This is a genomic window from Pseudomonas sp. CHM02, from assembly GCF_000612585.1.
Lineage (GTDB): Bacteria > Pseudomonadota > Gammaproteobacteria > Pseudomonadales > Pseudomonadaceae > Aquipseudomonas.
Window position 1 is genome coordinate 79748 of the sequence record NZ_JFCA01000013.1, and the last position, 20911, is coordinate 100658.

Annotated in this window: 25 protein-coding genes; 14 read left to right on the plus strand and 11 right to left on the minus strand. The window is 62.6% G+C overall.

Annotated elements, in window-relative coordinates:
• The first annotated feature begins 209 nt into the window (after positions 1-209).
• The 7 genes from BM70_RS0109050 to BM70_RS0109080 are packed head-to-tail and all read left to right on the plus strand — an operon-like array spanning position 210 to position 6649.
• The gene (locus BM70_RS0109050) at positions 210-1238 is read left to right on the plus strand and encodes an ABC transporter ATP-binding protein (RefSeq protein WP_025855709.1); all 1029 of its coding nucleotides are present in this window, start codon (positions 210-212) and stop codon (positions 1236-1238) included.
• Positions 1235-2080, plus strand: a complete 846-nt coding sequence (locus tag BM70_RS0109055; RefSeq protein ID WP_025855710.1) for an ABC transporter permease — start codon at positions 1235-1237, stop codon at positions 2078-2080. The genes BM70_RS0109050 and BM70_RS0109055 overlap by 4 nt, the downstream gene beginning before the upstream one ends.
• A gap of 4 nt (positions 2081-2084) precedes the next feature.
• Entirely contained in the window at positions 2085-2879 is a 795-nt protein-coding gene (locus tag BM70_RS0109060; protein ID WP_025855711.1) for an ABC transporter permease, read from the plus strand.
• Complete coding sequence (locus BM70_RS0109065; RefSeq protein WP_025855712.1) at positions 2879-3169, plus strand: (2Fe-2S)-binding protein; 291 nt, start codon at positions 2879-2881, stop codon at positions 3167-3169. Before BM70_RS0109060 ends, BM70_RS0109065 begins: the two co-directional genes overlap by 1 nt.
• Entirely contained in the window at positions 3166-4509 is a 1344-nt protein-coding gene (locus BM70_RS0109070) for an NAD(P)/FAD-dependent oxidoreductase (protein WP_025855713.1), read from the plus strand. Before BM70_RS0109065 ends, BM70_RS0109070 begins: the two co-directional genes overlap by 4 nt.
• On the plus strand, positions 4506-5603 hold the full coding sequence (locus tag BM70_RS0109075; RefSeq protein ID WP_025855714.1) for an FAD-binding oxidoreductase: 1098 nt from the start codon (positions 4506-4508) through the stop codon (positions 5601-5603). Before BM70_RS0109070 ends, BM70_RS0109075 begins: the two co-directional genes overlap by 4 nt.
• A 14-nt stretch (positions 5604-5617) precedes the next feature.
• Entirely contained in the window at positions 5618-6649 is a 1032-nt protein-coding gene (locus BM70_RS0109080) for an ABC transporter substrate-binding protein (RefSeq protein ID WP_025855715.1), read from the plus strand.
• Between the two features lie 106 nt (positions 6650-6755).
• Here BM70_RS0109080 and nadE read toward each other — a convergent pair whose 3' ends face one another.
• Genes nadE through BM70_RS0109095 form a run of 3 tightly spaced genes read right to left on the minus strand, consistent with a single transcriptional unit; the run spans position 6756 to position 9443 of the window.
• Positions 6756-7565, minus strand: a complete 810-nt coding sequence (gene nadE / locus BM70_RS0109085) for an ammonia-dependent NAD(+) synthetase (protein ID WP_025855716.1) — start codon at positions 7563-7565, stop codon at positions 6756-6758.
• A gap of 1 nt (position 7566) precedes the next feature.
• A complete protein-coding gene (pncB, locus tag BM70_RS0109090; RefSeq protein ID WP_025855717.1) occupies positions 7567-8784 on the minus strand; it encodes a nicotinate phosphoribosyltransferase in 1218 nt (405 codons plus the stop codon).
• An 11-nt stretch (positions 8785-8795) separates the two neighbouring features.
• On the minus strand, positions 8796-9443 hold the full coding sequence (locus tag BM70_RS0109095) for a nicotinamidase (protein ID WP_025855718.1): 648 nt from the start codon (positions 9441-9443) through the stop codon (positions 8796-8798).
• Between the two features lie 147 nt (positions 9444-9590).
• Between BM70_RS0109095 and BM70_RS0109100 the strand changes: the two genes are divergently transcribed.
• Positions 9591-10283: an NUDIX hydrolase gene (locus tag BM70_RS0109100; protein ID WP_025855719.1), complete on the plus strand. Its 693-nt coding sequence runs from the start codon at positions 9591-9593 to the stop codon at positions 10281-10283.
• 101 nt (positions 10284-10384) lie between these two features.
• Here the strand turns inward: BM70_RS0109100 and BM70_RS0109105 are convergent, their stop codons facing one another.
• The gene (locus BM70_RS0109105) at positions 10385-11158 is read right to left on the minus strand and encodes an L-iditol 2-dehydrogenase (RefSeq protein WP_025855720.1); all 774 of its coding nucleotides are present in this window, start codon (positions 11156-11158) and stop codon (positions 10385-10387) included.
• Between the two features lie 18 nt (positions 11159-11176).
• The gene (locus tag BM70_RS0109110) at positions 11177-12436 is read right to left on the minus strand and encodes a sugar ABC transporter substrate-binding protein (RefSeq protein ID WP_371262131.1); all 1260 of its coding nucleotides are present in this window, start codon (positions 12434-12436) and stop codon (positions 11177-11179) included.
• A gap of 261 nt (positions 12437-12697) precedes the next feature.
• On the opposite strand from BM70_RS0109110, the gene BM70_RS0109115 reads away from it, so the two are divergent.
• From BM70_RS0109115 to BM70_RS0109125, 3 genes are all read left to right on the plus strand, one after another.
• Positions 12698-13636 (plus strand): AraC family transcriptional regulator, encoded by a 939-nt coding sequence (locus BM70_RS0109115; RefSeq protein ID WP_025855722.1) that lies wholly within the window; start codon positions 12698-12700, stop codon positions 13634-13636.
• A 154-nt stretch (positions 13637-13790) separates the two neighbouring features.
• Positions 13791-14738, plus strand: a complete 948-nt coding sequence (locus BM70_RS0109120) for a nucleoside-specific channel-forming protein Tsx (RefSeq protein ID WP_025855723.1) — start codon at positions 13791-13793, stop codon at positions 14736-14738.
• A gap of 14 nt (positions 14739-14752) precedes the next feature.
• Positions 14753-15781, plus strand: a complete 1029-nt coding sequence (locus BM70_RS0109125; RefSeq protein WP_025855724.1) for a purine nucleoside permease — start codon at positions 14753-14755, stop codon at positions 15779-15781.
• 19 nt (positions 15782-15800) lie between these two features.
• Here the strand turns inward: BM70_RS0109125 and BM70_RS0109130 are convergent, their stop codons facing one another.
• From BM70_RS0109130 to BM70_RS0109140, 3 genes are all read right to left on the minus strand, one after another.
• Positions 15801-16760 (minus strand): zinc-binding alcohol dehydrogenase family protein, encoded by a 960-nt coding sequence (locus tag BM70_RS0109130; protein WP_025855725.1) that lies wholly within the window; start codon positions 16758-16760, stop codon positions 15801-15803.
• Between the two features lie 28 nt (positions 16761-16788).
• Positions 16789-16962 (minus strand): DUF1427 family protein, encoded by a 174-nt coding sequence (locus BM70_RS32250; protein ID WP_081782050.1) that lies wholly within the window; start codon positions 16960-16962, stop codon positions 16789-16791.
• Positions 16963-17053: 91 nt separating this feature from the next.
• Positions 17054-17818 carry a helix-turn-helix transcriptional regulator gene (locus tag BM70_RS0109140; RefSeq protein ID WP_025855726.1) on the minus strand — a complete coding sequence of 255 codons (765 nt, stop codon included), beginning with the start codon at positions 17816-17818 and terminating at the stop codon, positions 17054-17056.
• Between the two features lie 115 nt (positions 17819-17933).
• On the opposite strand from BM70_RS0109140, the gene BM70_RS0109145 reads away from it, so the two are divergent.
• A complete protein-coding gene (locus tag BM70_RS0109145; RefSeq protein ID WP_025855727.1) occupies positions 17934-18176 on the plus strand; it encodes a DUF6555 family protein in 243 nt (80 codons plus the stop codon).
• 14 nt (positions 18177-18190) lie between these two features.
• The gene (locus BM70_RS0109150; RefSeq protein WP_025855728.1) at positions 18191-18463 is read left to right on the plus strand and encodes a hypothetical protein; all 273 of its coding nucleotides are present in this window, start codon (positions 18191-18193) and stop codon (positions 18461-18463) included.
• A gap of 164 nt (positions 18464-18627) precedes the next feature.
• Here BM70_RS0109150 and BM70_RS0109155 read toward each other — a convergent pair whose 3' ends face one another.
• From BM70_RS0109155 to BM70_RS0109165, 3 genes are all read right to left on the minus strand, one after another.
• Positions 18628-18798 carry a metallothionein gene (locus BM70_RS0109155; RefSeq protein ID WP_025855730.1) on the minus strand — a complete coding sequence of 57 codons (171 nt, stop codon included), beginning with the start codon at positions 18796-18798 and terminating at the stop codon, positions 18628-18630.
• 89 nt (positions 18799-18887) lie between these two features.
• The gene (locus BM70_RS0109160; protein WP_025855732.1) at positions 18888-19340 is read right to left on the minus strand and encodes a DMT family transporter; all 453 of its coding nucleotides are present in this window, start codon (positions 19338-19340) and stop codon (positions 18888-18890) included.
• Positions 19341-19344: 4 nt separating this feature from the next.
• Complete coding sequence (locus tag BM70_RS0109165) at positions 19345-19833, minus strand: DMT family transporter (RefSeq protein ID WP_025855733.1); 489 nt, start codon at positions 19831-19833, stop codon at positions 19345-19347.
• A 118-nt stretch (positions 19834-19951) separates the two neighbouring features.
• Between BM70_RS0109165 and BM70_RS0109170 the strand changes: the two genes are divergently transcribed.
• Positions 19952-20884 (plus strand): LysR family transcriptional regulator, encoded by a 933-nt coding sequence (locus BM70_RS0109170; protein ID WP_025855734.1) that lies wholly within the window; start codon positions 19952-19954, stop codon positions 20882-20884.
• The last annotated feature ends 27 nt before the right edge of the window (positions 20885-20911 follow it).

Here is a 20911-nt window from a genome sequence, read left to right on the forward strand (position 1 = left end):
AATAAATATGAAAATAATAGTCCATTCAGTGAAATTCCATCTTCCGCCCATCCTAGTCTTCGTCCTAATCTGCGTCCACAGGGGCGAAATGAACAACTAACGGCAGCCGACTCAAGATCGAGCGCCAACGCACCGGCAACACCTCATTCGCATCTGCCCAAAACAAAAAAGCGCGTTTCGACGCGACTCAAAAAAGGTGGAACGCAGACATGGCATTTCTCCAACTCAACGCCTTGAGCAAACGCTACGGCGCCGTCGATGCGGTGGTCGCCACCGACCTCGCGGTGGAAAAAGGCGAGTTCGTTTCCCTGCTCGGTCCCTCGGGCTGCGGCAAGACCACCACCCTGCAAATGATCGCCGGCTTCGTCGATGTGAGCGGCGGGCAGATCCTGCTCGACGGCCGCGACATCACCCACGCCAAGCCCGCCAGCCGAGGCCTGGGCGTGGTATTCCAGAGCTACGCGCTGTTCCCGCACATGACCGTGCGCGACAACGTCGCCTTCGGCCTGAAGATGCGCAAAGTGCCGGCCGCCGAGATCGCCAGCAAGGTCAAGACCGTGCTCGACCTGGTGCGCCTGGCGCCGCACGCCGACCGTTACCCACGCGAGTTGTCTGGCGGTCAGCGCCAGCGCGTGGCCCTGGCCCGCGCCCTGGTGATCGAACCGCCGGTATTGCTGCTGGATGAGCCGCTGTCCAACCTCGACGCCAACCTGCGCGAAGAAATGCAGTTCGAGATTCGCCGCATCCAGTGCGCCGTGGGTATCACCACCTTGATGGTCACCCACGACCAGGCCGAAGCGCTGTCGATCAGTGACCGCGTGGTGGTGATGCAGGCCGGGCGCGTGACCCAGATCGACGCACCCTACAAGCTCTACGAACACCCGCGCACACGCTTCATTTCGGATTTCGTCGGCAAGGCCAACCTGCTGCCGGGCGATTACGACCAACTGGGCATCCCGCAAGTACGGCATGAGAGCGGCGACGGCGAGCTGGTCCTGAGCCTGCGCCCGGAAAAGATCAGCCTGGAGGATGCCGGTTCAGGCCGCCTGCAAGGCAAGGTGCTCGACCGCTACTTCTTCGGCAGCCAATGGCTGTACCGCGTCCATACCAACCTCGGCGAAATCACCGTGGTGCGCAGCAACGATGGCAGTGCGCCGCTGGGTTGCGGCGCAGCGGTGGGCCTGGACTGGCATTCCGACCTGCTGCGCGTACTGGCGACGGATGAGGTGCACGCATGAGTCGCGGTTACTTGCTCTCGCTGCCGGCGCTGGTGCTGTTTGCCGGGCTGCTGATCCTGCCGTTGGGGCTGACGCTGGTGCTGTCGTTCAACGTGTTCGACTACCAGGTGGGCGTAAAGGCCGATGAATGGACCTTGGCGCACTACCTGTCGTTGTTCAGCGATTCGTACTTCTACGAGATCTTCTGGCGCACCTTCTGGATCAGCGCGCTGGTGACCCTGCTGTGCGTAGTGATCGGAGTGCCCGAGGCCTACATCCTCAGCCGCATGGGCACGCCATGGCGCTCGATCTTCCTGATCCTGATCCTGACGCCGCTGCTGATTTCGGTGGTGGTGCGCGCCTTCGGCTGGAGCCTGTTGCTTGGCGCGGACGGGCTGGTCAACCAGGTCATCCAATACCTCGGCGGCCGCCCGGTGAAGCTGCTGTACACGCCATTCGCGGTGATCATCGCCCTGGTGCATGTGATGCTGCCGTTCATGATCATCCCGGTGTGGACCTCCCTGCAGAAGCTCGACCCGTCGGCTGAACAGGCCGCATTGTCGCTGGGCGCCAGCCAGGCCACGGTGATGCGCAAGGTCGTGTTGCCGCAGGTCATGCCCGGCGTGCTGTCCGGCACCCTGATCGTGTTCGGCCTGGCCGCCAGTTCCTTTGCGATCCCCGGCCTGCTCGGCGGACGCCGTCTGAAAATGGTCGCCACGGTGGTGTACGACCAGTACCTCTCGGAACTCAACTGGCCCATGGGCGCGACCATCGCGGTGGTGCTGCTGTTGGTCAATCTGCTGATCATGCTGAGCTGGAACCGCATGGTCGAAGGCCGCTACAAAAAGTCCCTGGGGGTTTAAGCGCATGTCCAGAAACGGTCCTTTGGCCCTCGGTTTCCACGGTTTGGTGGTGCTGTTCATGATGGCGCCGCTGGTAGTGGTGTGCCTGGTGGCATTCACCCCGGAAAACACTTTGAGCCTGCCCACCTCGGGCTTCTCGCTGCGCTGGTTTCGCGCAGTGTTCGAGCGCGCAGACTTTATCCAGGCGTTCTATAACAGCCTGATCCTGGCCTTCACCGCCGCGACCCTGGCCACCTTGATTGCCGTGCCAGCGGCCTTGGCGATCAGCCGGTACACATTCCCGGGACGCAATTTTTTCAGCGCGCTGTTCCTGTCGCCGATCATCATCCCGCACCTGGTGCTGGGCGTGGCGATGCTGCGTCTGTTCGCGCTGATGGGCGTCAACGGCAGCTTCACCTGGCTGATGCTGGCCCACGTGGTGATCATCACGCCGTATGTGCTGCGCCTGGTGTTGGCGGCGGCAATCGGTATCGATCGCAGCGCCGAACACGCCGCCGAGTCCCTCGGTGCGGGCCGCTTTACGCTGTTTCGCCAGATCACCCTGCCGATGATTTTGCCCGGTGTCGCCGGGGGTTGGCTGCTCGCCTTCATCAACAGTTTCGATGAAGTGACACTGTCGATTTTCGTCAGCTCGCCCGCCACCCAGACCCTGCCGGTGCGCATGTACGTGTACGCCACCGAGTCCATCGACCCGATGATGGCGGCGGTGTCGGCGCTGGTGATTGCGCTGACGGCGGCCACCATGATTCTGCTGGATCGGGTCTACGGCCTCGACCGCGTGCTGGTGGGGAAACATTGATGGCCCTGTTCAAACGATTGGCCGAAACCGAGCGCCCTGCCCTGTCCTTTACCCTGGACGGCCAGCCTGCCAGCGGCTTGCGCGGTGACACCGTGCTCACCGCCGTACTGACCTGCGCCGAGCACCTGCGCGGCAGCGACTTCAGCGCCGAACGACGTGCCGGTTTCTGCCTGATGGGCGCGTGCCAGGACTGCTGGGTGCGGCTTGAGGACGGCCGCCGCGTACGCGCCTGCTCGACACTGCTGGAAGAAGGCCAGGCGATCAGCCGCGATCCGGGGCGCCAGCCATGAAGCCGGTGGTGATCGTGGGCGCAGGCCCGGCGGGGATCAGCGCGGCGCGCACGTTGCTCGACCATGGCATCACACCCTGCCTGGTGGATGAGAGCCTGCGCGGTGGCGGGCAGATCTATCGGCGGCAACCCTTGGGCTTCCAACGCAGCGCCAGGCAGATCTACGGATTCGAAGCGAGCAAGGCACAAGCCGTGCACCGCACCCTGGATGAGTTGGCGCCGCTGATCGACTACCGGCCGGAAACCCTGGTGTGGAACGCCGAGGACGGCCGCCTGGACCTACTCAACAACGGGCGCGCCGAGAGCCTCGAGTACGCGCAGATCATCGTCGCTACGGGCGCCACCGACCGTATCCTGCCGGTGCCGGGCTGGACCTTGCCCGGTGTCTACAGCCTCGGCGCCGCGCAAATTGCCTTGAAATACCAGGGCTGCGCCATCGGTGAGCGGGTTGCGTTCTGTGGTAGCGGACCGTTGTTGTACCTGGTCGCCTATCAGTACGCCAAAGCCGGGGCCAAGGTGGTGGCGGTGCTCGACAGCGCACCGTTCAGTGCGCAGTGCCGTGCGCTGCCGGCGCTGCTCGGGCAACCGGCGACATTGGCCAAGGGCTTGTATTACCGTGCCTGGCTGACGGCCCATGGGATTCCCGTGCATCAGGGCGCCACGCTCAAGCAGATTGATGGAGAACAGCGGGTCAGTGGCATTCGCTGGGGCGAACACAGCCTGGAGTGCGACGCCGTGGGCTTTGCGCATGCCTTGCGCAGCGAGACGCAACTGGCGGATTTGCTCGGTTGCGAATTCGCCTGGAACGCGTTGAATCGCGCCTGGCTTGCGCAACACGACAGCGCCGGGCGCAGCAGCGTCAGCGGTGTGTACCTGGCCGGCGACGGTGCCGGGATCATGGGCGCCGATGCGGCGCAGATGGCCGGCGAGCGTGCCGCGCTGGCACTACTCGAAGATGCGGGCATTGCCATTGATCAGCGCCGCCCCGCCAAATTGGAACAGCAACTGGCCGGCATCCAGCGCTTTCGCCAGGGCCTGGAAACCGCGTTCCCGTTCCCTGAGCAGTGGGCCGCACAGGCGCCGGACACGTTGATGGTGTGCCGCTGCGAAGAAGTCAGCGTCGGCGATATACGTACGGTGGTGGACGAAGGTCACTGGGAGATCAATCGCGTGAAGGCCCATTGTCGCGTCGGCATGGGCCGCTGCCAGGGCCGCATGTGCGGGCTGGCGGCGGCAGAGATTGTGGCCGAACGCAGTGGCCGGGCAATCGAACAGGTCGGCCGCTTGCGTGGCCAGGCGCCGATCAAGCCGCTGCCGTTTGGCGTGGAGGTGCAGCCATGATCGACGTCATCGTCCTGGGCGGCGGGATTGTCGGCGCCTCCGCGGCCTTGATGCTCGCGCAGAAAGGTCAGCGCGTGGCCCTGGTGGAACGGGATTTCTGTGGCTCGCATTCCAGTGGCGTGAATTACGGCGGCGTGCGTCGCCAGGGCCGACCGTTGCATCAGTTGCCGCTGTCGCAGCGTGCCCATCAACTGTGGGCCGACTTGCCGGGACTGATCGGCATCGACGGCGAGTATGTGCGCTCCGGGCATTTGAAGCTGGCACGCAGTCACGCCGATTTTGCCGCGTTGCAGGCGTATGCCGAGCAGACCCGTGGCTTTGGCCTGGGCTTGCAGTTGCTCGATTACGCCGAACTGCGTGCACGTTTCCCCTGGGTCGGCGATATCGCGGTGGGCGCCTCGTTGTGTCCGCAAGACGGGCACGCCAACCCGCGCCTGGTATCGCCCGCCTTCGCCCGTGCCGCGCAGCGCCTTGGCGCATCGGTGTACGAGCAGGCTGAGGTGATTGGCATAGACCATGACGGCCAGCAGTTTCAGGTGCACTGCGCCAACGGCCTGCACCTGCAAGCGCCGTGGTTGCTCAACTGTGCCGGCGCCTGGGCCGGCACCGTCGCCGCGCAGTTTGGCGAGCCGGTGCCGATCACCTCGGCGCACCCGGCGATGCTGGTCACCGAGCCGCTGCCGGTGGTGATGAATGTGAGCACGGGGGTGGAAGGCGGCGGGATCTATGCGCGGCAGGTCGCCCGGGGCAATTGCATCCTCGGCGGCGGTCGCGGCTTTGCCCTCGGCCCGCTGACCGCACGCCCAGGGCAAGCGGCAGTGCTGGAGATCCTGCGCAACGCCGGCGAGCTCTACCCGTTTCTCAAGGGCGCCCATGCGATTCGCACCTGGAGCGGCACCGAAGGTTACCTACCCGATCACGAACCGGTGATCGGTCCCAGCAGCACCCAACCTGGCCTGATCCACGGTTTCGGCTTTGCCGGCGCCGGGTTCCAGCTCGGCCCCGCGGTCGGTGAAGCCCTGGCAGAGATCGTCTGCACCGGAGCCGGCCGCCAACCCATCGAAGCGTTTTCCATCCGTCGTTTCCAAGCCTGAGAGGAAAAACATCCATGAACCCACGTATTTCGCTGTCCTGCTTGTCCCTCGCCCTGCTCGCTTCCACCGCGCACGCCGCGCCCACGCTGTACCTGGGCATGAACGGCGGCACCATGGAACGGGTGTACGCCGACAAGGTGCTGCCCGCGTTCGAGAAGGCCAATAACGTCAAGGTGGTGATCGTACCCGGAACGTCGTCGGACATCCTCGCCAAGGTCCAGGCCAACAAAGACAACCCACAGATGCACGTGATGTTCCTCGACGACGGCATCATGTACCGCGCCATCTCCATGGGCCTGTGCGACAAGCTGGCGCCGAGCCCGACGCTGGAACAGATCCCGGCCAAGGCCAAAATCAAGGACGAAGCGGTGGCCGTGACCCTCGGCGTCACCGGCCTGGGCTACAACGCCAAGATGTTCAAGGAAAAAGGCTGGGCCGCGCCCACCTCGTGGATGGACCTGGCCGATCCGCGCTTCAAGGAGAAAGTGGTGTTCCAGTCCCTGGCTTCGTCCACCTTCGGCCTGCACGGTTTCCTGATGTTCAACCGCATCCAGGGTGGCGACGAAACCAATGTAGAGCCTGGCTTCAAGGCCTGGCCGAAAACCGTCGGCCCCAACGTGCTGGAATACATCGCCAGTTCGGCGAAAATCTCCGAGATGGTGCAGACCGACGAAGCCGCGATCTTCCCGCTGACACCCACCCAGGTCGCCACCCAGAAACTGCTTGGCGTGCCCATGGAATATGCGCAGCCCAAGGAAGGCGCCGTGGTGCTGAACGTGGCCGAATGCGTGATTGCGCGCAATGACCAGCCGGAACTGGCACAGAAACTCGCGGCTTTCCTGCTGACCGCCGAAGCCCAGGCGCCGGCGCTGGAGGAAGGTGATCAGATCCCGTCGAACCCGACCACGCCAACCACCGACAAGACCCGTGCGCGGGTGGAAGCGATGCAGGGTTACTTGCAGACCGCGATCTCGATTGATTGGGACCAGGTCAACCAGGCACGCCCGGAGTGGAATGCGCGCTGGAGCCGTTCGATCGAACGTTGACCGCAATCCCCTGTGGGCGCTGGCTTGCCAGCGAAAAACGTCAACGATAACGCGGGCATCCTGGCGATATGCGTTGTCGATGCGTTCTTCGCCGGCAAGCCGGCTCCTACACGGGGGTGATGGGGAGTGCGCGTTTGTGAGCGGTCTTCAGGTAGGCCTGCTCGACAAGGGTCCTCACCCGCTCACTCACCGGCTCGCCCATCAGGTACGCGTCGATCTCTTCGTAAGTGCAACCGTAGGCATGTTCATCGAGTTTGCCCGGCACCAGCTCTTCCAGGTCGGCGGTGGGGTGTTTGTGCACCAGGTTCGCGGGTGCACCGAGGGCGCTGGCCAGCAGGCGTACCTGGGTTTTGGTCAGCCCCGACAAGGGCGCCAGGTCACAGGCGCCGTCGCCGAACTTGGTGAAGAACCCCATCAAGGCTTCGGCGCCATGGTCAGTGCCGACCACCAGGCCATTGTGCAGGTTGGCCACGGCGTATTGCGCGATCATCCGTGTGCGGGCCTTGACGTTGCCTTTGATGAAGTCCACGTGTGCGGCGCTGGCCTCGGTGGCGGTCAGGCTGGCCATGAGGCCGTCGACGCTGGTGGCGATGTTCAGTGTGTCGATGTGGTCCGGGGTGATGAAATCCAGGGACGCCTGGGCATCGCTTTCATCGGCCTGGGTTTTATACGGCAGGCGCATGGCGATAAAGCGCGCGGCGTAACCCTCGCTGCGCAATTGCTGTACCGCCCATTGGCACAGGCGGCCGGCGGTCAGTGAGTCCACGCCGCCGCTGATGCCGAGCACCAGGGCCTTGCAGCCTGAATGGCGCACGGTGGTCTTGATGAAGTCGATGCGCCGTTGGATTTCCTCGGGCTCGCCACCTTGGGTCAGCGAGCGGTTGATATTCAGTTCCCGTGCGATACGGTCTTGCATGTCACACCTCCACGTTGCCGACGTTGAACACCTGCGCTGCGTACTGCAAGAACGAGGCGTCTTCGCAGACGTTCTTGATCGGGTCATCCGAAAATTTCACCACCGGCTCGCCGTGCACCCGCACCAGTTTCATCACGATGCTCAGCGGTTCCACACCCTCCACATCACAGGCCAGGCTGGTGCCCATGCCGAACCCGAAACGGGCCTTGCCGCGCACGTGGCGCAGGATCGGCAGGCATTTTTCGAAGTTCAGGCCGTCGGAGAACATCAGGTCCTTGGTCATCGGGTCGATGCCCAGCGCTTTGTAGCGGGCCAGTACCTTGTCAGCCCAGACGATGGGATCTCCGGAGTCCTGGCGCACACCGTCATACAGCTTGGCGAAGTACAGGTCGAAGTCCTTGAGGAAAAAGTCAGTGCTGATGCAGTCGGTCAGGGCGATGCCCAGGCGGCCGCGGTATTCGCGCACCCAGTTTTCCAGGGCGGCATTCTGGCTTTCGCGCAGCCGGCCCAGTTGCTGGTGCACCATCAGCCATTGGTGGGCCATGGTGCCGATCAGCGGCAGGTCGAATTCGTAGGCCAGGTGCGCGTTGCTGGTGCCGACGAACTGGCCGGGGAAGTCGCGGCGCATGATGTCGACCACTTCGCGCTGCGCCTTGAACGACAGGCGCCGGCGCGTGGAGAAGTCGGAGACGCGCAGGTCGGCCAGCTCATCGCGGCTGAGGTTTTTCTCCAGCCAGTCGAACTTCTGGTAGAGCTTGCGGGTGACGTCTTCCAGGGTCACGTCGGGGTATTTGTCGCGGTTGCGCAGTTCGCTGACCAGGGCCAGTACCGGCTGTTCGAACATGATGCAGTGCAGCATCGGGCCGACTACGCGGATGTTCAGTTGACCATCGACTTCACTGACGTGGATATAGCGCAGGTTGAAGCGAAACAGGCCGAGGAAGCGCTCGTAGTCCGGAGTGAGGTACTCGCGAAAGCGTGGGTTGAACAGAAAGCGCAGTTCACCTTCGCGCATGTGCAGGCCGGCCATCTTCTCAAGTTCGGCGCGCAACTCGGGGATCAGGTGGCCGAGTTTTTCCTTCGAGCGGACGATGAAGTTGTACTCGACGTCGACATTCGGGTGCTGGTGCAACACGGCCTGCATCATGGTGAAGGTGTAGTAGTCGGTGTCGAGCAAACCCTGGATCACCGGGGACTCATAGTCGTATGCACTTTCCATGGTGTCTCTCCTTAACGCGTGGCCATCGCGGCCAGTTCTTCGCGGGTGCTGCTGATGACGGCACCGGCCTCGAGCAGTTCATTGACCGCCTGTACACCGCCCTCCGCGCTGATGCCCCGGCACGCCGGCAGGTGCAGGACCACTTCCAGGCCGGCCTTGAGCAGTTGCAATGCGGTGGTCTTGACGCAGTAGTCCAGGGCCAGGCCGCCGACGATCACGCGGGTGACGCCGTGGGCCTTCAAGTACTCGATCACGCCAGTGGACAGTTTGTCGTGCAGGTCGTGGTAGCAGGCGCCGTAGGGGTGCAGGTCGGGTTCGACGCCTTTCCAGATGAAATAGTCGTAGTCATAGGGCGTGGGCAACGCGTCCAGCAGGGTGAAGCCCTCGGTGCCGGGTACGCAGTGGCTCACCCAGGTCACGTCCGCGTGGGCCAGCCCGGTGGGTTGCAGCATTTCGCTGTGCTGCGCCACCACCCAGGGGGCGTGCGGGGTGTGGGCGTCCTTGCTGCCGACGCGATGGCCGGCGAGGCTGGCCATGTAGTTGAGCTCGGCGCCGATCTGGTCACCGCCGGCCACAGGCAATTCGTCGGGGCACAGCGGCGTGAAGCTCTTCTGGGCGTCGACATCGAATGAGGCAATGGCAGTTTTCGCAAGGGTCATGGTGGTTCTCCTGTGGTCTGGAAATAAAAGTACACGTCATGTACTTTCATTGCAAGAAACATTTGGTTATCTATGCTGGGGCTCGTACATGACATATCTGTTCGATCCGTTAGACTGTGCCCTACTGCTGTCTAGAAGGACGTCAACATGCCCCTTAGCCCCTACCTCCATACGGTCGACCTGTGCGTGCTGTTTTACTGCCGCACCGCCGGCGAGTTGAAACTGCTGCTTAACAAACGCGAAGCCGAGCCGTTCGCCGGGCATTGGGCGCTGCCGGGTGTCGTGGTGAATGGCGGCGTGCAAGATCTGAGCCTCCAGGACGCGGTGGAGCGTTTGCGTGCAAGTGACAAGGTCGGGCTGAGACTGGCCTGGAGCGAGCAAGTGGGTACGGTGGGCGATGCATTTCGCGACCCGCGGTGCTGGTCGTCGTCCACCTACTACCTGGCGATCGTGGGCGAGGAGACGCAGTTGGGTGAGCACCAGGGCTGGTTTTCGCTGAAGGCGGTGGCCGATGGCAGCATCAAGCTCCCGTTCGATCACAACAGCATCGTGGCGGCGGTGCAGGAGCGGCTGTTTTCCAAGTCGTTGTACAGCAGCTTGCCGCTGATGTTTCTGGGCGATGAATTCAGTGCGCCGGAAGCGACCACGATCTTTTCCCTGGTGCTGGAGCGGCCGGTGTTGAAGACCAGTATTCGCCAGCGGCTGTTGAAGCTGACTGAGGCGGGGTATCTGCGCGAGACCGGGCGCAAGAAGAACGGTGAAGGCGGCAGGCCCCAGGCGACGGTGGAGAACCTGAAACCCGGGGACATTTACTTCTTTGATCGCAGCTTTGCCGAGTGAACCACCCCCTGGAGCCGGCTTGCCGGCGATGGCGGCCTTGGGCATTGCGCAGTTTTCAAGGGCCTCATCGCCGGCAAGCCGGCTCCTACAAGTTTTTTGGGTCAGCTCATCCAGTTGCCGCCATCGACATTGTAAGTCTGGGCCACCACGTAGTCGGACTCTTTCGAGGCCAGGAACACCGCCATCCCAGTCAGATCCTCCGCCGTGCCCATCCGCCCGAACGGCACCTCTGCCCCTACCCGCTTCTTCTTCTCGCCTGGCGCCAAGCCTTCATGCCTGGCAAACAACGCATCCACCCCATCCCAATGCTCACCGTCCACCACGCCCGGTGCAATGGCGTTGACATTGATGCCCTGCTTGATCAGGTTCAGCCCCGCCGATTGGGTCAGGCTGATTACCGCCGCCTTGGTCGCGCAGTAGATCGCCACCAACGGCTCGCCCCGGCGTCCGGCCTGGCTGGCCATGTTGATGATCTTGCCGCCATGGCCCTGGCTGATCATCTGCCGCGCGGCGGCCTGCAGGGTGAACAGCGTGCCGGCGACATTGATCGAGAACAGCCGCTCGTAACTGTCGCGGGTGATGTCGACGATGGGCGCCAGGTCGAACAGCGCGGCGTTATTGATGAGGATATCCAGCTTGCCGGCCTGGGCCACCACGGCAGCAATCGCAGCGTCGATGGAAGCCTGGTCGGTGACATCCATGGCCACCGCATAGGCTTGCGGGCCCAGTTCGACGGCCGTGGCCTGGGCGCGTTGCAGGTTGATATCGGCGATGGCCACCGTGGCGCCTTCGGCGATGTAGGCCTGGGCAAAGGCGCGGCCGATACCGCGCGCCGATCCGGTGATCAGCGCGCTCTTACCTTCGAGTCGTTTCATTGAAGAGTCCTGTAAAAACTATTTCGGGTAGCCGGCGCGTTTCATCTCGCGCTCGGTGCTGGACTGCGCTTGCAGCAAGGCCTGGTCAACCGACATGCCGCCGGTCAGCGCGGCCGAGAACAGCTTGCCGACCGAAGTACCAATGGCCTGGAACTCAGGGATGGTCACGTACTGGATGCCCACGTACGGCACCGGTTTGGCCGAAGGGTGCGCGGGGTCGGCGTGCTTCATCATCTCCAGTGTTACCTGGGCAAATGGCGCGGCCTTCAGGTACGCCTCGTTGTAGGTGGACTGGCGCGTGCCAGGCGGTACGTTGGTGACGCCCTCCTTGTCGGCGACCAGTTGGATATAAGCCTTGGACGTCGCCCAGCTGATAAAGGCCTTGGCGGCGTCCTTGTGCTTGGAGGTGGCCGGGATCGCCAGGGACCAGGCGTAGAGCCACGAGGAACCTTTATCGGTGACTTCCGTGGGCGCGGCGGCAAACCCTACGCTGTCGGCGACCTTGCTCTGGCTTTTATCGGTGGTGAAGGAACCGGCCACGCTGGCATCGACCCAGATCGCGCATTTTCCGCTGTTGAACAGCGCCAGGGTTTCATTGAAGCCGTTGCTGGACACGCCCGGCGGGCCGTATTGCTTGAGGGTGTTGACGTAGAAGTTGGCGGCCGCTGTCCATTCGGGGCTGGTCAGCTCGGGCTTCCACTGTTCGTCGAACCAGCGCGCACCAAAGGCGTTGGCCATGGTGCTCAGCAAGGCAATGTTCTCGTCCCAGCCGGCCTTGCCACGCAGGCACATGCCGTATTGGTCCTTGTCCTTGACCGTGAGCTTGGACGCGAACTCGCCGAGCTGGGTCCAGGTGGGGTGCGCCGGCATGCTCAGACCTGCCTGCTTGAACAGGTCGGTGCGGTAGTAGGTGACGGTGCTTTCGCCGTAGAACGGCAGCGCATACAGGGTATCGTTGACCGACAGGCCCTGGCGTACCGAGGGGAAGATATCGTCAGCGTCGTAATCGGCCGGCAGCTGGGTCAGGGGTTCCAGCCAGTGCTTGGCGCCCCAGAGTGGGGTTTCGTAGGTGCCGATGGTGAGCACGTCGAACTGGCCGCCCTGGGTGGCGATATCGGTGGTGAGGCGCTGGCGCAGCACGTTTTCTTCCAGCACCACCCAGTTGAGCTTGATGTCCGGATGCTGTTCTTCGAACACCTTGGACAGGCGCTGCATGCGGATCATGTCGCTGTTGTTGACCGTGGCAATGGTGACGGTGTCGGCGGCATGGCTGGGCATGGCCAACGCCAGGCCGGAAAGCAGGAACAACGCTTGCGGGAGCTTGAACATAGCGGTTTCCACCTGTTGTTTTTGTTGTTGAGCGTCGATTACAGCAGCTTGGCCAGGCCCTCACAAACGCGTGGCGGATGCGCGACTGATACTTTTTTAACGGGCGCCTGAACGTTAAAAAAGTATCAGTGCCGGGCGAAACCGGGAGTAGCGTGGCCATTGCCAACCCGCGTATTTTGAGACGACCCTGCCAATAAAAGAGGCATCACCATGCCCATCAGCCGCGCCAAGCTGTTCGAACACCGCCCCGCCGAACTCGAAGTGATCCTGCCCGAACCGGATCATTGCTTTCGCTGGTTCGAACATGACTATCCCTATGACCTGGCGCGCTGGAACCACCATCCCGAATTCGAAATCCACCTGATCCGCCAGGGCAGCGGCAAGCTGGTGGCCGGCGACTACATCGGCGCTTTCAGCGCCGGGCATGTAGCGCTGATCGGCCCCGACCTGCCCCATGACTGGATCGGCGAACTGGCCCCCGGTGAATACCTGACCGGCCGCGACGTGGTGCTGCAATTCGACGGCGCCGCCCTCCTCGCCCTGCGCAAGACCCTGCCGGAGCTCGGAGACCTGTCGGCGTTGTTCGAACAGGCTCGCCGTGGCCTGGAGTTCATTGGCGAGACGGCTGTGAAAGCAGCGCATCTGATGGAGGCCATCGGCAATGCCCATGGCCTGCAACGGTTGATCCTGTTCCTGCAACTGCTCGACACCCTGAAAAATGCGCCAGCACCGCAGGTCAAGGCCCTGGCCAGCGCCTGCTACGCGCCGACCCTGGATGCGCGCAGCGCCGAACGTATCAACAAGGCGTTCGACTATTTGATGCGCGAGCTGACGGGCGATGTGCGCCTGTCGGTGATCGCCCAACAGCTGGAAATGAGCGAACCGGGCTTCTCGCGCTTCTTCAAGCGCAACACCGGCCACGGCTTTATCGACCTGATGCGCAAGTTTCGCGTGCAGCGCGCCTGCCGGCTGTTGCTGCAAAGTGATATGTCGGTGGCGGACATCTGCTTTGAGGTGGGCTACGCCAACCTGTCCAATTTCAACCGACACTTCCGGATCGAAATGAACCAGACGCCGAGTGACTATCGACGGGAAACCGCCATGCACCTGTTCCAACGCATTGAAAAAATGACACCCAGTCAATTCTGACCAAAAGGTCGACTAATCCCGTTTTTTTCAAGGCTGATCAATCGATTGAGCAAAGTTGGTACAGCCTGTGCAAACGTTTGCGGAACGAACTTGGCCACCAGGTTCACCTCTACCCGAGAATCGGGTCCAAACCGCGTACGAATAGGGATTTTCAATGCATCACACCTCACGGCACCCTGCTTCCCTTGGTGTTTCCCTGCTACTGGCCGCCGTTACGGGAGTACTCAGCCCGCCCATTTTGGCGCAGGAAAAACCCGTCGATGACTCAGCACAGGGCGAAACGCTCAGCCCTGAAGCCAGCCCGGCAAAAAAAGGCGCGTACCTGTCGGACTGGTTCAACCAGGACTTGACGTTGATCGGCAGCAAAGACATCAGCTTCGGCCCCAAACCGCAGGATGACGTCTACCTGGAATACGAGTACTTCGGCCGCAAGGGGCCGTTCGAGTTGTACGGCTATATCGACGTGCCGAAGATCCTCACCATCGGTAACAGTAATGACAAAGGCGTGTGGGACCATGGCTCGCCGGTGTTCATGGAGCATGAGCCGCGTATTTCCATCGATTACCTGGCGGGCCGCAGCCTGGCCATCGGGCCTTTCAAGGAATGGTACGTAGCGTTCGACTGGATCTACGACCACGGCAGCAACAAGGAAAACCGCGCCAATACCCTGTACAGCGGCCTCGGCACGGACATCGACACCCACTCGCGGGTCAACCTGTCGGCCAACTTCTACGGGCGTTACCAGTGGGAAAACTATGGCGCCAGCAATGAATACTCCTGGGACGGCTACCGCGCGCAGATGAAGTACATCGTGCCCATCGGCAAGTTCGACAACGGTGCTTCACTGACCTATATCGGCTTCACCAACTACGATTTCGGTTCGGACCTGCACAAGGACAACCCGGCGCGCACCGCCAACTCCGTGGTCGCCACCAACGTGCTGTTGTATTCGTTTACCCACCTGCGTTTCACCCTGGTCGGCCGTTACTTCCATAACGGCGGCAACTGGGAAGACGGCAGCGAGTTGAATTTCGGCGAAGGCAACTTCCGCGCCCGCTCTGATGGCTGGGGTTACTACGCCGGCGTGGGCTATCAATTCTAATCAAGGAGCTTCAGATGAAAGCGTTCAAACGTCTCTCAATGGCCGTCGGCCTGGCCCTGCTGCCCCACGTGGTGCTGGCGGATGCGCCTGCGCCGATCAAACCCAAGGTGATGCTGATCACCATGTTCGCCCCCGAGGCGCAGACCTGGATCGATCGCCTGCAACTCAAGCAGGAAGTGCGCGTGCCGGGGCTGTCCGCCGAATACCCGGTGATCCGCTGCAACACCCAGGACGTGTGCCTGCTGGTGACCGGCATGGGCCAGACCAATGCCGCCGCGTCAACGCTGGCATTGGCACTGTCGCCCAAGTTCGACCTGCGCCAGAGTTACTTCCTGATCGCTGGAATCGCCGGCATCAGCCCCAAGCACGGCACCATCGGCACCACCGCCTGGGCGCATTACCTGGTGGAGTTCGGTACTCAGTGGGAGCTGGATTCACGGGATGCCCCCAAGGATTGGCCGACCGGCTACATAGGCATCAACACCAAGGGCCCCAACGAAAAACCGCCGCTGGACTACAAGACCGAAGTGTTTGAACTCAACCCCAAGTTGCAGGCCAAGGCCTTCGCCTTGTCGCAGAAAGTCGAGCTCACCGAAAGCAAGGAATCCAGCGCCTGGCGCAAACACTACCCTGCGGCCCCGGCCAACCTGCCGCCGCAAGTCACCCGTTGCGACACCCTGGCGGGCAACACCTGGTTCTCGGGCACACGCCTGAGCGAACGCGCCGAAGTCTGGACCAAGCTGCTGACCGACAACAAAGGCGAGTACTGCACGACCCAGCAGGAAGACAATTCCACCTATGAAGCCCTGCTGCGCGCCAGCCGCGAAGGCCTGGTGGATATCCAGCGCCTGGCGGTGGTGCGTGCAGGCTCGGACTTCGACCGCCCGTACCCTGGCTACAGCGAAGTGGACAACCTGCTGAAGTACGCCGATCAAGGCGGCTTTGTGCCGGCGCTGGAGAACCTGTACCGCACGGGTAACCCGCTGGTACAGGCAATCCTGAAGAACTGGTCCGCATGGGAAAAAGGCGTTCCAGAAGCCTGATGATTCTGTAGGAGCCGTGTCAGGGCAGGAAGATGATTTTGTCGGCGCTGCCCCGGTTCACTTCTTCGAAACACTGCACTCCGTCGGCCAGCGCCACTTCACGCAGGCCGGTGGGGAGCGGCAGCAAGCCTTCATCAAAGAAGCGACCGAACTGCTCCAGCATCACCGCGCATTGCTCGCAGTTGTAGAGCAACGAATTGATCCCCACCACCGAACCACCCTTGCGGTACAAGGCCAGGGCCGGCAGTTGCACATGGCCGTCCACCGGTGCCGCGATGATCGCGATACGACCGAACGGCGCGAGGCCTGCCACGGCGGCCGGCAGCCAGAAACCGGTGGTGTCGAAGATCACATCGGCGCCGCCCGTGAACACGGCATTCACCTGCGAACCCAGCTCTTCCGGCTTGCCCAGGGCAATCGCCTCGAAGCCCTGCCCTTGCAAGGCTTCAACCTGCTCCGGTCGACGCACGGCGGCCAGCACCTGGGCGCCGCGGACTTTCGCCAAAGCCAATGCCGCACTGCCCACGGCACCATTGGCGCCAATCACCAGCAACCGCGTGCCTTTCCCCACACCGCTGCGCTCCAGCGCGTCCCAGGCGGTGGTGTACGGCACACCGAGGCTGGCGGCCTGGACGAAACTCAGGTGGGTGGGTTTATGCGCCACACCTTTGGCCGACACGATGAGGTACTGGGCATGGGAACCGTCGGCAAAGAACCCCAGGTCGCGGCCGGTCCCCCAGACTTCCTGGCCCACCAGTTCCTGCGGTCCCTCCACGACCACACCGGCAAAGTCGCGACCGGGAATGCGCGGCAACGTGGTGTAGGGGAAGCGGCCCAGCACGTTCTTGACATCGCTGGGGTTGAGGCCCGCGGCCTTGATCTGTACCAGTACTTCACCCGGGGCCGGCACCGGGGTGGCGACGTCGACAAAGGTGAGGGCGGCAAGATCGCCGGTGGCAGTGAATTGCAGTGCTTTCATGGCCAATATCCATCGAAGAAAAAGGGGATCAAGACAACCAGGTGCCCACCAACTGCCGGCCCATGGGCCAGAGCTTTTCGCCCAGCAGCATGCCCATCAGGCCGATCAAGGCGATGGCTGGCGGCGCGGGCGAGCGGAAATCCAGGGCGCCGTAGAGCACGCCGACAAACAGGCCGATGGCGAGAGAAATCAGGTAGTTCATGGGGGGTGAGCGCCGTGTGGGTGGTTGCGCTCAGTGTAGAGAGGCGGATCCTGAAGCATCGGCCAAGTGCTTCAGGATTTCGGCCAAACCCTCAACCCACGTAGTGCGAAGGCGCCACACCGAGTTCGCGGCGGAACATGTCGCTGAAACTGCTGGGCGAGTAGCCGAGGGAACGGGCGATGCCGCTGACGGACTGGCCCTGGATCAACTCCGCCACCGCCGTGGCCAGTTGCACCTGGCGGCGCCATTCGGCAAAGCCCATGCCCAGGTGGTTCTGGAACAGCCGCGCCAGGGTGCGCACGCTGGCGCCGGCAGTTTCGGCATGGTGTTCGAAAGGAATCTCCAGGGACGGCGCGGCCATGACCGCCTGGCAGGCATTGATCAGGCGGCGGTCCGCCTCCACCGGCATGGCGATGCGGATCTGCGAGCGGCGTGCCCGTTGCAACTCCATCAGGGCCAGGCTGACCAGTGCGTCGTAGTACGCCGCGTCACCGTGGTCGCCTTCGTCCACCAGCGTGACGATCAGCTCCCGCAGCAACCCACCGACTTCGATCACCTGCACCTGGCTGTCCAGCGTCGCCGCCAACGCCGGGCGCAGGTAGATATTGCGCATCTGCAGATCCGACACCACGCGAATACCGTGTTCCACCCCAGGCGGCAGCCAGACGGCACGCTGCGGCGGTACCACCAGGGCTTCACGCGGGGTCTCGACCCACATCACGCCGCTCATGGCGTAGAGCAACTGGCCCCAGTCGTGGCTGTGGGGTTCTACGTACAGCCCACGCGGATACGTGCGCGCCAGAGGCTGCACGGGAACGGCGTGATCACTGAGGTCGGGAGGCGCGGCCTGGGCCATGGGAGCACATCAATCAGGGGTGAGCCGCCATGGTAATGACCACCGCTCGACAATCCGAGTGAATTTTTACCGCCGTGGGTGATCACTTGCTTATACCGGGAGGGTCAATGGACCAATGAATAACGCAAAACTGTTTGTGATCGACTACACCCTGCATGGCGAACCCAAGTCGTTCATCATTCGCCTGGAAAAACTGGATGCCCCTGAAGCGTGGCATTGGGCGAGTTGTGACGCGGGCGTGGGCCGCATCGGCCGCTTTGCCCGCGAGCAAGTGAAGAAGACCAGCCAGCAACAGGCCGAAAAATTCGGCATTACCAACGTGCAATGGCGCCGCTCGGATGCGCGCGCCCAGGCTTGATCAGGGAGAGAACCATGGATTTACCGGTACGGGTCAATGGCAAGGCGCGCATTGACTACACCCAGGACACTCTATTCGGGCCAATGGCCAAACATGTCGAATGCCAGGTGAGCTTGCAGCAACAGCCTGGCTGGACAGTGCTGAAAGTGTTCCAGCCTTTGCCGGATGACCTGCACGCGGCACACACCGTGGTGTTTGCGCTGGAGGGGCGGCGCACCAGCGCCATCGTGAAGGACCGTCAGCGTTTGTCAGACCATAGCCTGCGGCTTGAACTGGAAACTCAGTAGCCCACAGAACACCGATACCTTTGGGAGCTGGCTTGCCTGCGAAGGCGGCCTGAGTGGTTAGATCTGTAGGAGCTGGCTTGCCGGCGATGCGGGCACCTAGGTACATCAGGCACACCCAGGCGATGCCATCGCAGGCAAGCCAGCTCCTACATTTTTGACCGCATTCAGCCCTTGGCTGACTTCGCGCATTCGCAGCCGGTGGCCGCCGCACACGGCTCGCCATGGGCATGGTGCTCGGCACAGCCCTGGCAGCAATAGCCCTTGCCGTCCTTCATGACTGCGTCAACGCCCAGCACACACTTGCAGTGTGGGCAGGCACAGGTTTTATCTGGCATGGTCAGACTCCTTCTTCATGGTCGTCCCGGTGCGGCGGGCGCCGGCACCTAAAGCAGTGACTGCGGCCCGCCGGCGATGGTTCAAACCATCAGTCGGTGCGGGTATTGCTGCGGTACATGAACACCAGCGCCAACGCCAGGCACGCCATCGCCACGATCCGGCTGCTCGACAGTTCAATCGCCGGGTTGCCCAGCCAGCCGAAGTTGTCGATCAGCATGCCCATGCCCAATTGGCCGACGATCACCGCAACCGTGGCGACGGCCGTGCCGACCACCGGCACCGCACCGACCATCACCATCATGTACACCACCCCGAACAATGCGCCGGTGAGCTGCCATTTCGGCACGTCCAGCAGGCTCACTGCCTGGGCGGGCTCAAAGAACAGGATCATCAGCGCGGTGACAATCGCGCCCACCACAAAGGTCACCAGGCTACCGCGCAACACACCCACCGCCTGGCCCAGACGGCCATTGATGGCGGCCTGCACACTCAACACCGCACCTGCGGCAACCACGACTACCAGTAACAGAATCAGATTCATCGCCTTAACCTCGTGCAATCAGAACAAGTGCCACCACAATCAGCGCCAGGGCAATCCAGCGCTCACCATTGACCCGCTTGCGCGCCGCACCGAACCAGCCGAAATGGTCAATCAGCACACTCTTGCCGACCTGACCGGACAAAATCGCGATCATGGTCATCGCAATGCCGATATGCGGCGTGGCAAGCGTGAGCACCACCACGTAGATCGGCCCCAGGAAACCGCCGATCAACTGCCAGCGCGGCAGCTCGGACAGCGCCGGCCCTTTTTGCGGGCCGCTGAACAACAACAGCAGATACAGGATTGCCGAGCCCACCCCGAAAATGCTCAGGGTTGCCCACAAATGGCCGACCTGCACACCCAACGGCCCAAGCAACCCCGCCTCCACCGACAGGCCCATGCCCGCCAGGATCACCAGCGGCAATAACAGCAGCCGCAAGAGGTTTTTTTTCGGCTTGGCGTGCGCCACGCCCTCGATAGAACTTGCTTGCATACATCACCTGCACATCAATAAAGGATTGGATGGCGCGCATTATCCAGTGGCTCTTCTGTGCAATAAATGGGAGCATGCAGACAACACCTTTGCGTAAAACGCACAGCCAGGAGGCATGATGCAAGGCTTGAATGAATTGAGTTTCAAGGCGCTGCGCCTGTTCGTCGCGGTGCTGGATTTCGGCAGCTTCTCCGAAGTCGCCCGTCGCGAGGGCCTGGCGCCCTCCTCCATTTCCCGGCAAATCCAGTTGATGGAACAGGCCCTCGGCCAACAGTTGCTGTACCGCCACACCCGCGCGGTCAGCCCCACCGAGGCCGGCCGCCTGCTCGGGCGGCATGCGCGGTTGATGCTCGAACAACTGGAAGCCGCCGGCCAGGCGCTGCAGGAACAGGAAAGCGAGCCCAGCGGCCTGGTGCGTATCAATGCGCCCATGGTGTTCGGCCAGCGTCACCTGTCACCGTGGCTGGGCGAATTGTGCCGCCGTTACCCGAAGCTGCAACTGGATATCCAGCAAACCGACACCTACGTCGACCCACTGCAAGACGGCACTGACCTGCTGTTCCGCATCGGCGTACTCAACGACTCCAGCATGCAGGCACGCATCTTCGCGCCCCAGCGCTTTCGCCTCGCCGCCAGCCCCGCGTACCTGGCCCGGCATGGTACGCCCCGGCACCCCGACGAACTGGTCAACCACCAGTGCCTGGCCTACAAAGGCGTTACCGGCCAGCAACGCTGGTTCTTCCGCAAGGGCCAGGGCGAATGGACACCTTATAGCGTCAAGGGCCCGATCACCGGCAACCACGCCGACACGTTGACCCACGCCGCCGAGCAGGGGCTGGGGCTCGTGGTGTTTCCCTCGTGGCTGATCGGCGAAGGCTTGCGTGCGGGCACCTTGCAGGCAGTACTGACCGACTATGAAGTGGCGACCACCCTTGAGCCGCAGCAGATTGCGGCGCTGTGGCCGGGAAGCCGGCGCCTGTCACTGAAGGTGCGCACGGTGATTGATTACTTTGTGGAGTGTTTTGGGAGTGTGCCGTATTGGGATCGGTGACCTGTACAGGCGCACCACTGAGGGCAT

Coding starts and splice junctions, on each gene's coding strand:
- BM70_RS0109050 (WP_025855709.1), top strand. CDS start 210: ATGGCATTTCTCCAACTCAACGCCTTGAGCAAACGCTACGGCGCCGTC.
- BM70_RS0109055 (WP_025855710.1), top strand. CDS start 1,235: ATGAGTCGCGGTTACTTGCTCTCGCTGCCGGCGCTGGTGCTGTTTGCC.
- BM70_RS0109060 (WP_025855711.1), top strand. CDS start 2,085: ATGTCCAGAAACGGTCCTTTGGCCCTCGGTTTCCACGGTTTGGTGGTG.
- BM70_RS0109065 (WP_025855712.1), top strand. CDS start 2,879: ATGGCCCTGTTCAAACGATTGGCCGAAACCGAGCGCCCTGCCCTGTCC.
- BM70_RS0109070 (WP_025855713.1), top strand. CDS start 3,166: ATGAAGCCGGTGGTGATCGTGGGCGCAGGCCCGGCGGGGATCAGCGCG.
- BM70_RS0109075 (WP_025855714.1), top strand. CDS start 4,506: ATGATCGACGTCATCGTCCTGGGCGGCGGGATTGTCGGCGCCTCCGCG.
- BM70_RS0109080 (WP_025855715.1), top strand. CDS start 5,618: ATGAACCCACGTATTTCGCTGTCCTGCTTGTCCCTCGCCCTGCTCGCT.
- nadE (WP_025855716.1), bottom strand. CDS start 7,565: ATGCAAGACCGTATCGCACGGGAACTGAATATCAACCGCTCGCTGACC.
- pncB (WP_025855717.1), bottom strand. CDS start 8,784: ATGGAAAGTGCATACGACTATGAGTCCCCGGTGATCCAGGGTTTGCTC.
- BM70_RS0109095 (WP_025855718.1), bottom strand. CDS start 9,443: ATGACCCTTGCGAAAACTGCCATTGCCTCATTCGATGTCGACGCCCAG.
- BM70_RS0109100 (WP_025855719.1), top strand. CDS start 9,591: ATGCCCCTTAGCCCCTACCTCCATACGGTCGACCTGTGCGTGCTGTTT.
- BM70_RS0109105 (WP_025855720.1), bottom strand. CDS start 11,158: ATGAAACGACTCGAAGGTAAGAGCGCGCTGATCACCGGATCGGCGCGC.
- BM70_RS0109110 (WP_371262131.1), bottom strand. CDS start 12,436: ATGCCCAGCCATGCCGCCGACACCGTCACCATTGCCACGGTCAACAAC.
- BM70_RS0109115 (WP_025855722.1), top strand. CDS start 12,698: ATGCCCATCAGCCGCGCCAAGCTGTTCGAACACCGCCCCGCCGAACTC.
- BM70_RS0109120 (WP_025855723.1), top strand. CDS start 13,791: ATGCATCACACCTCACGGCACCCTGCTTCCCTTGGTGTTTCCCTGCTA.
- BM70_RS0109125 (WP_025855724.1), top strand. CDS start 14,753: ATGAAAGCGTTCAAACGTCTCTCAATGGCCGTCGGCCTGGCCCTGCTG.
- BM70_RS0109130 (WP_025855725.1), bottom strand. CDS start 16,760: ATGAAAGCACTGCAATTCACTGCCACCGGCGATCTTGCCGCCCTCACC.
- BM70_RS32250 (WP_081782050.1), bottom strand. CDS start 16,962: ATGAACTACCTGATTTCTCTCGCCATCGGCCTGTTTGTCGGCGTGCTC.
- BM70_RS0109140 (WP_025855726.1), bottom strand. CDS start 17,818: ATGGCCCAGGCCGCGCCTCCCGACCTCAGTGATCACGCCGTTCCCGTG.
- BM70_RS0109145 (WP_025855727.1), top strand. CDS start 17,934: ATGAATAACGCAAAACTGTTTGTGATCGACTACACCCTGCATGGCGAA.
- BM70_RS0109150 (WP_025855728.1), top strand. CDS start 18,191: ATGGATTTACCGGTACGGGTCAATGGCAAGGCGCGCATTGACTACACC.
- BM70_RS0109155 (WP_025855730.1), bottom strand. CDS start 18,798: ATGCCAGATAAAACCTGTGCCTGCCCACACTGCAAGTGTGTGCTGGGC.
- BM70_RS0109160 (WP_025855732.1), bottom strand. CDS start 19,340: ATGAATCTGATTCTGTTACTGGTAGTCGTGGTTGCCGCAGGTGCGGTG.
- BM70_RS0109165 (WP_025855733.1), bottom strand. CDS start 19,833: ATGCAAGCAAGTTCTATCGAGGGCGTGGCGCACGCCAAGCCGAAAAAA.
- BM70_RS0109170 (WP_025855734.1), top strand. CDS start 19,952: ATGCAAGGCTTGAATGAATTGAGTTTCAAGGCGCTGCGCCTGTTCGTC.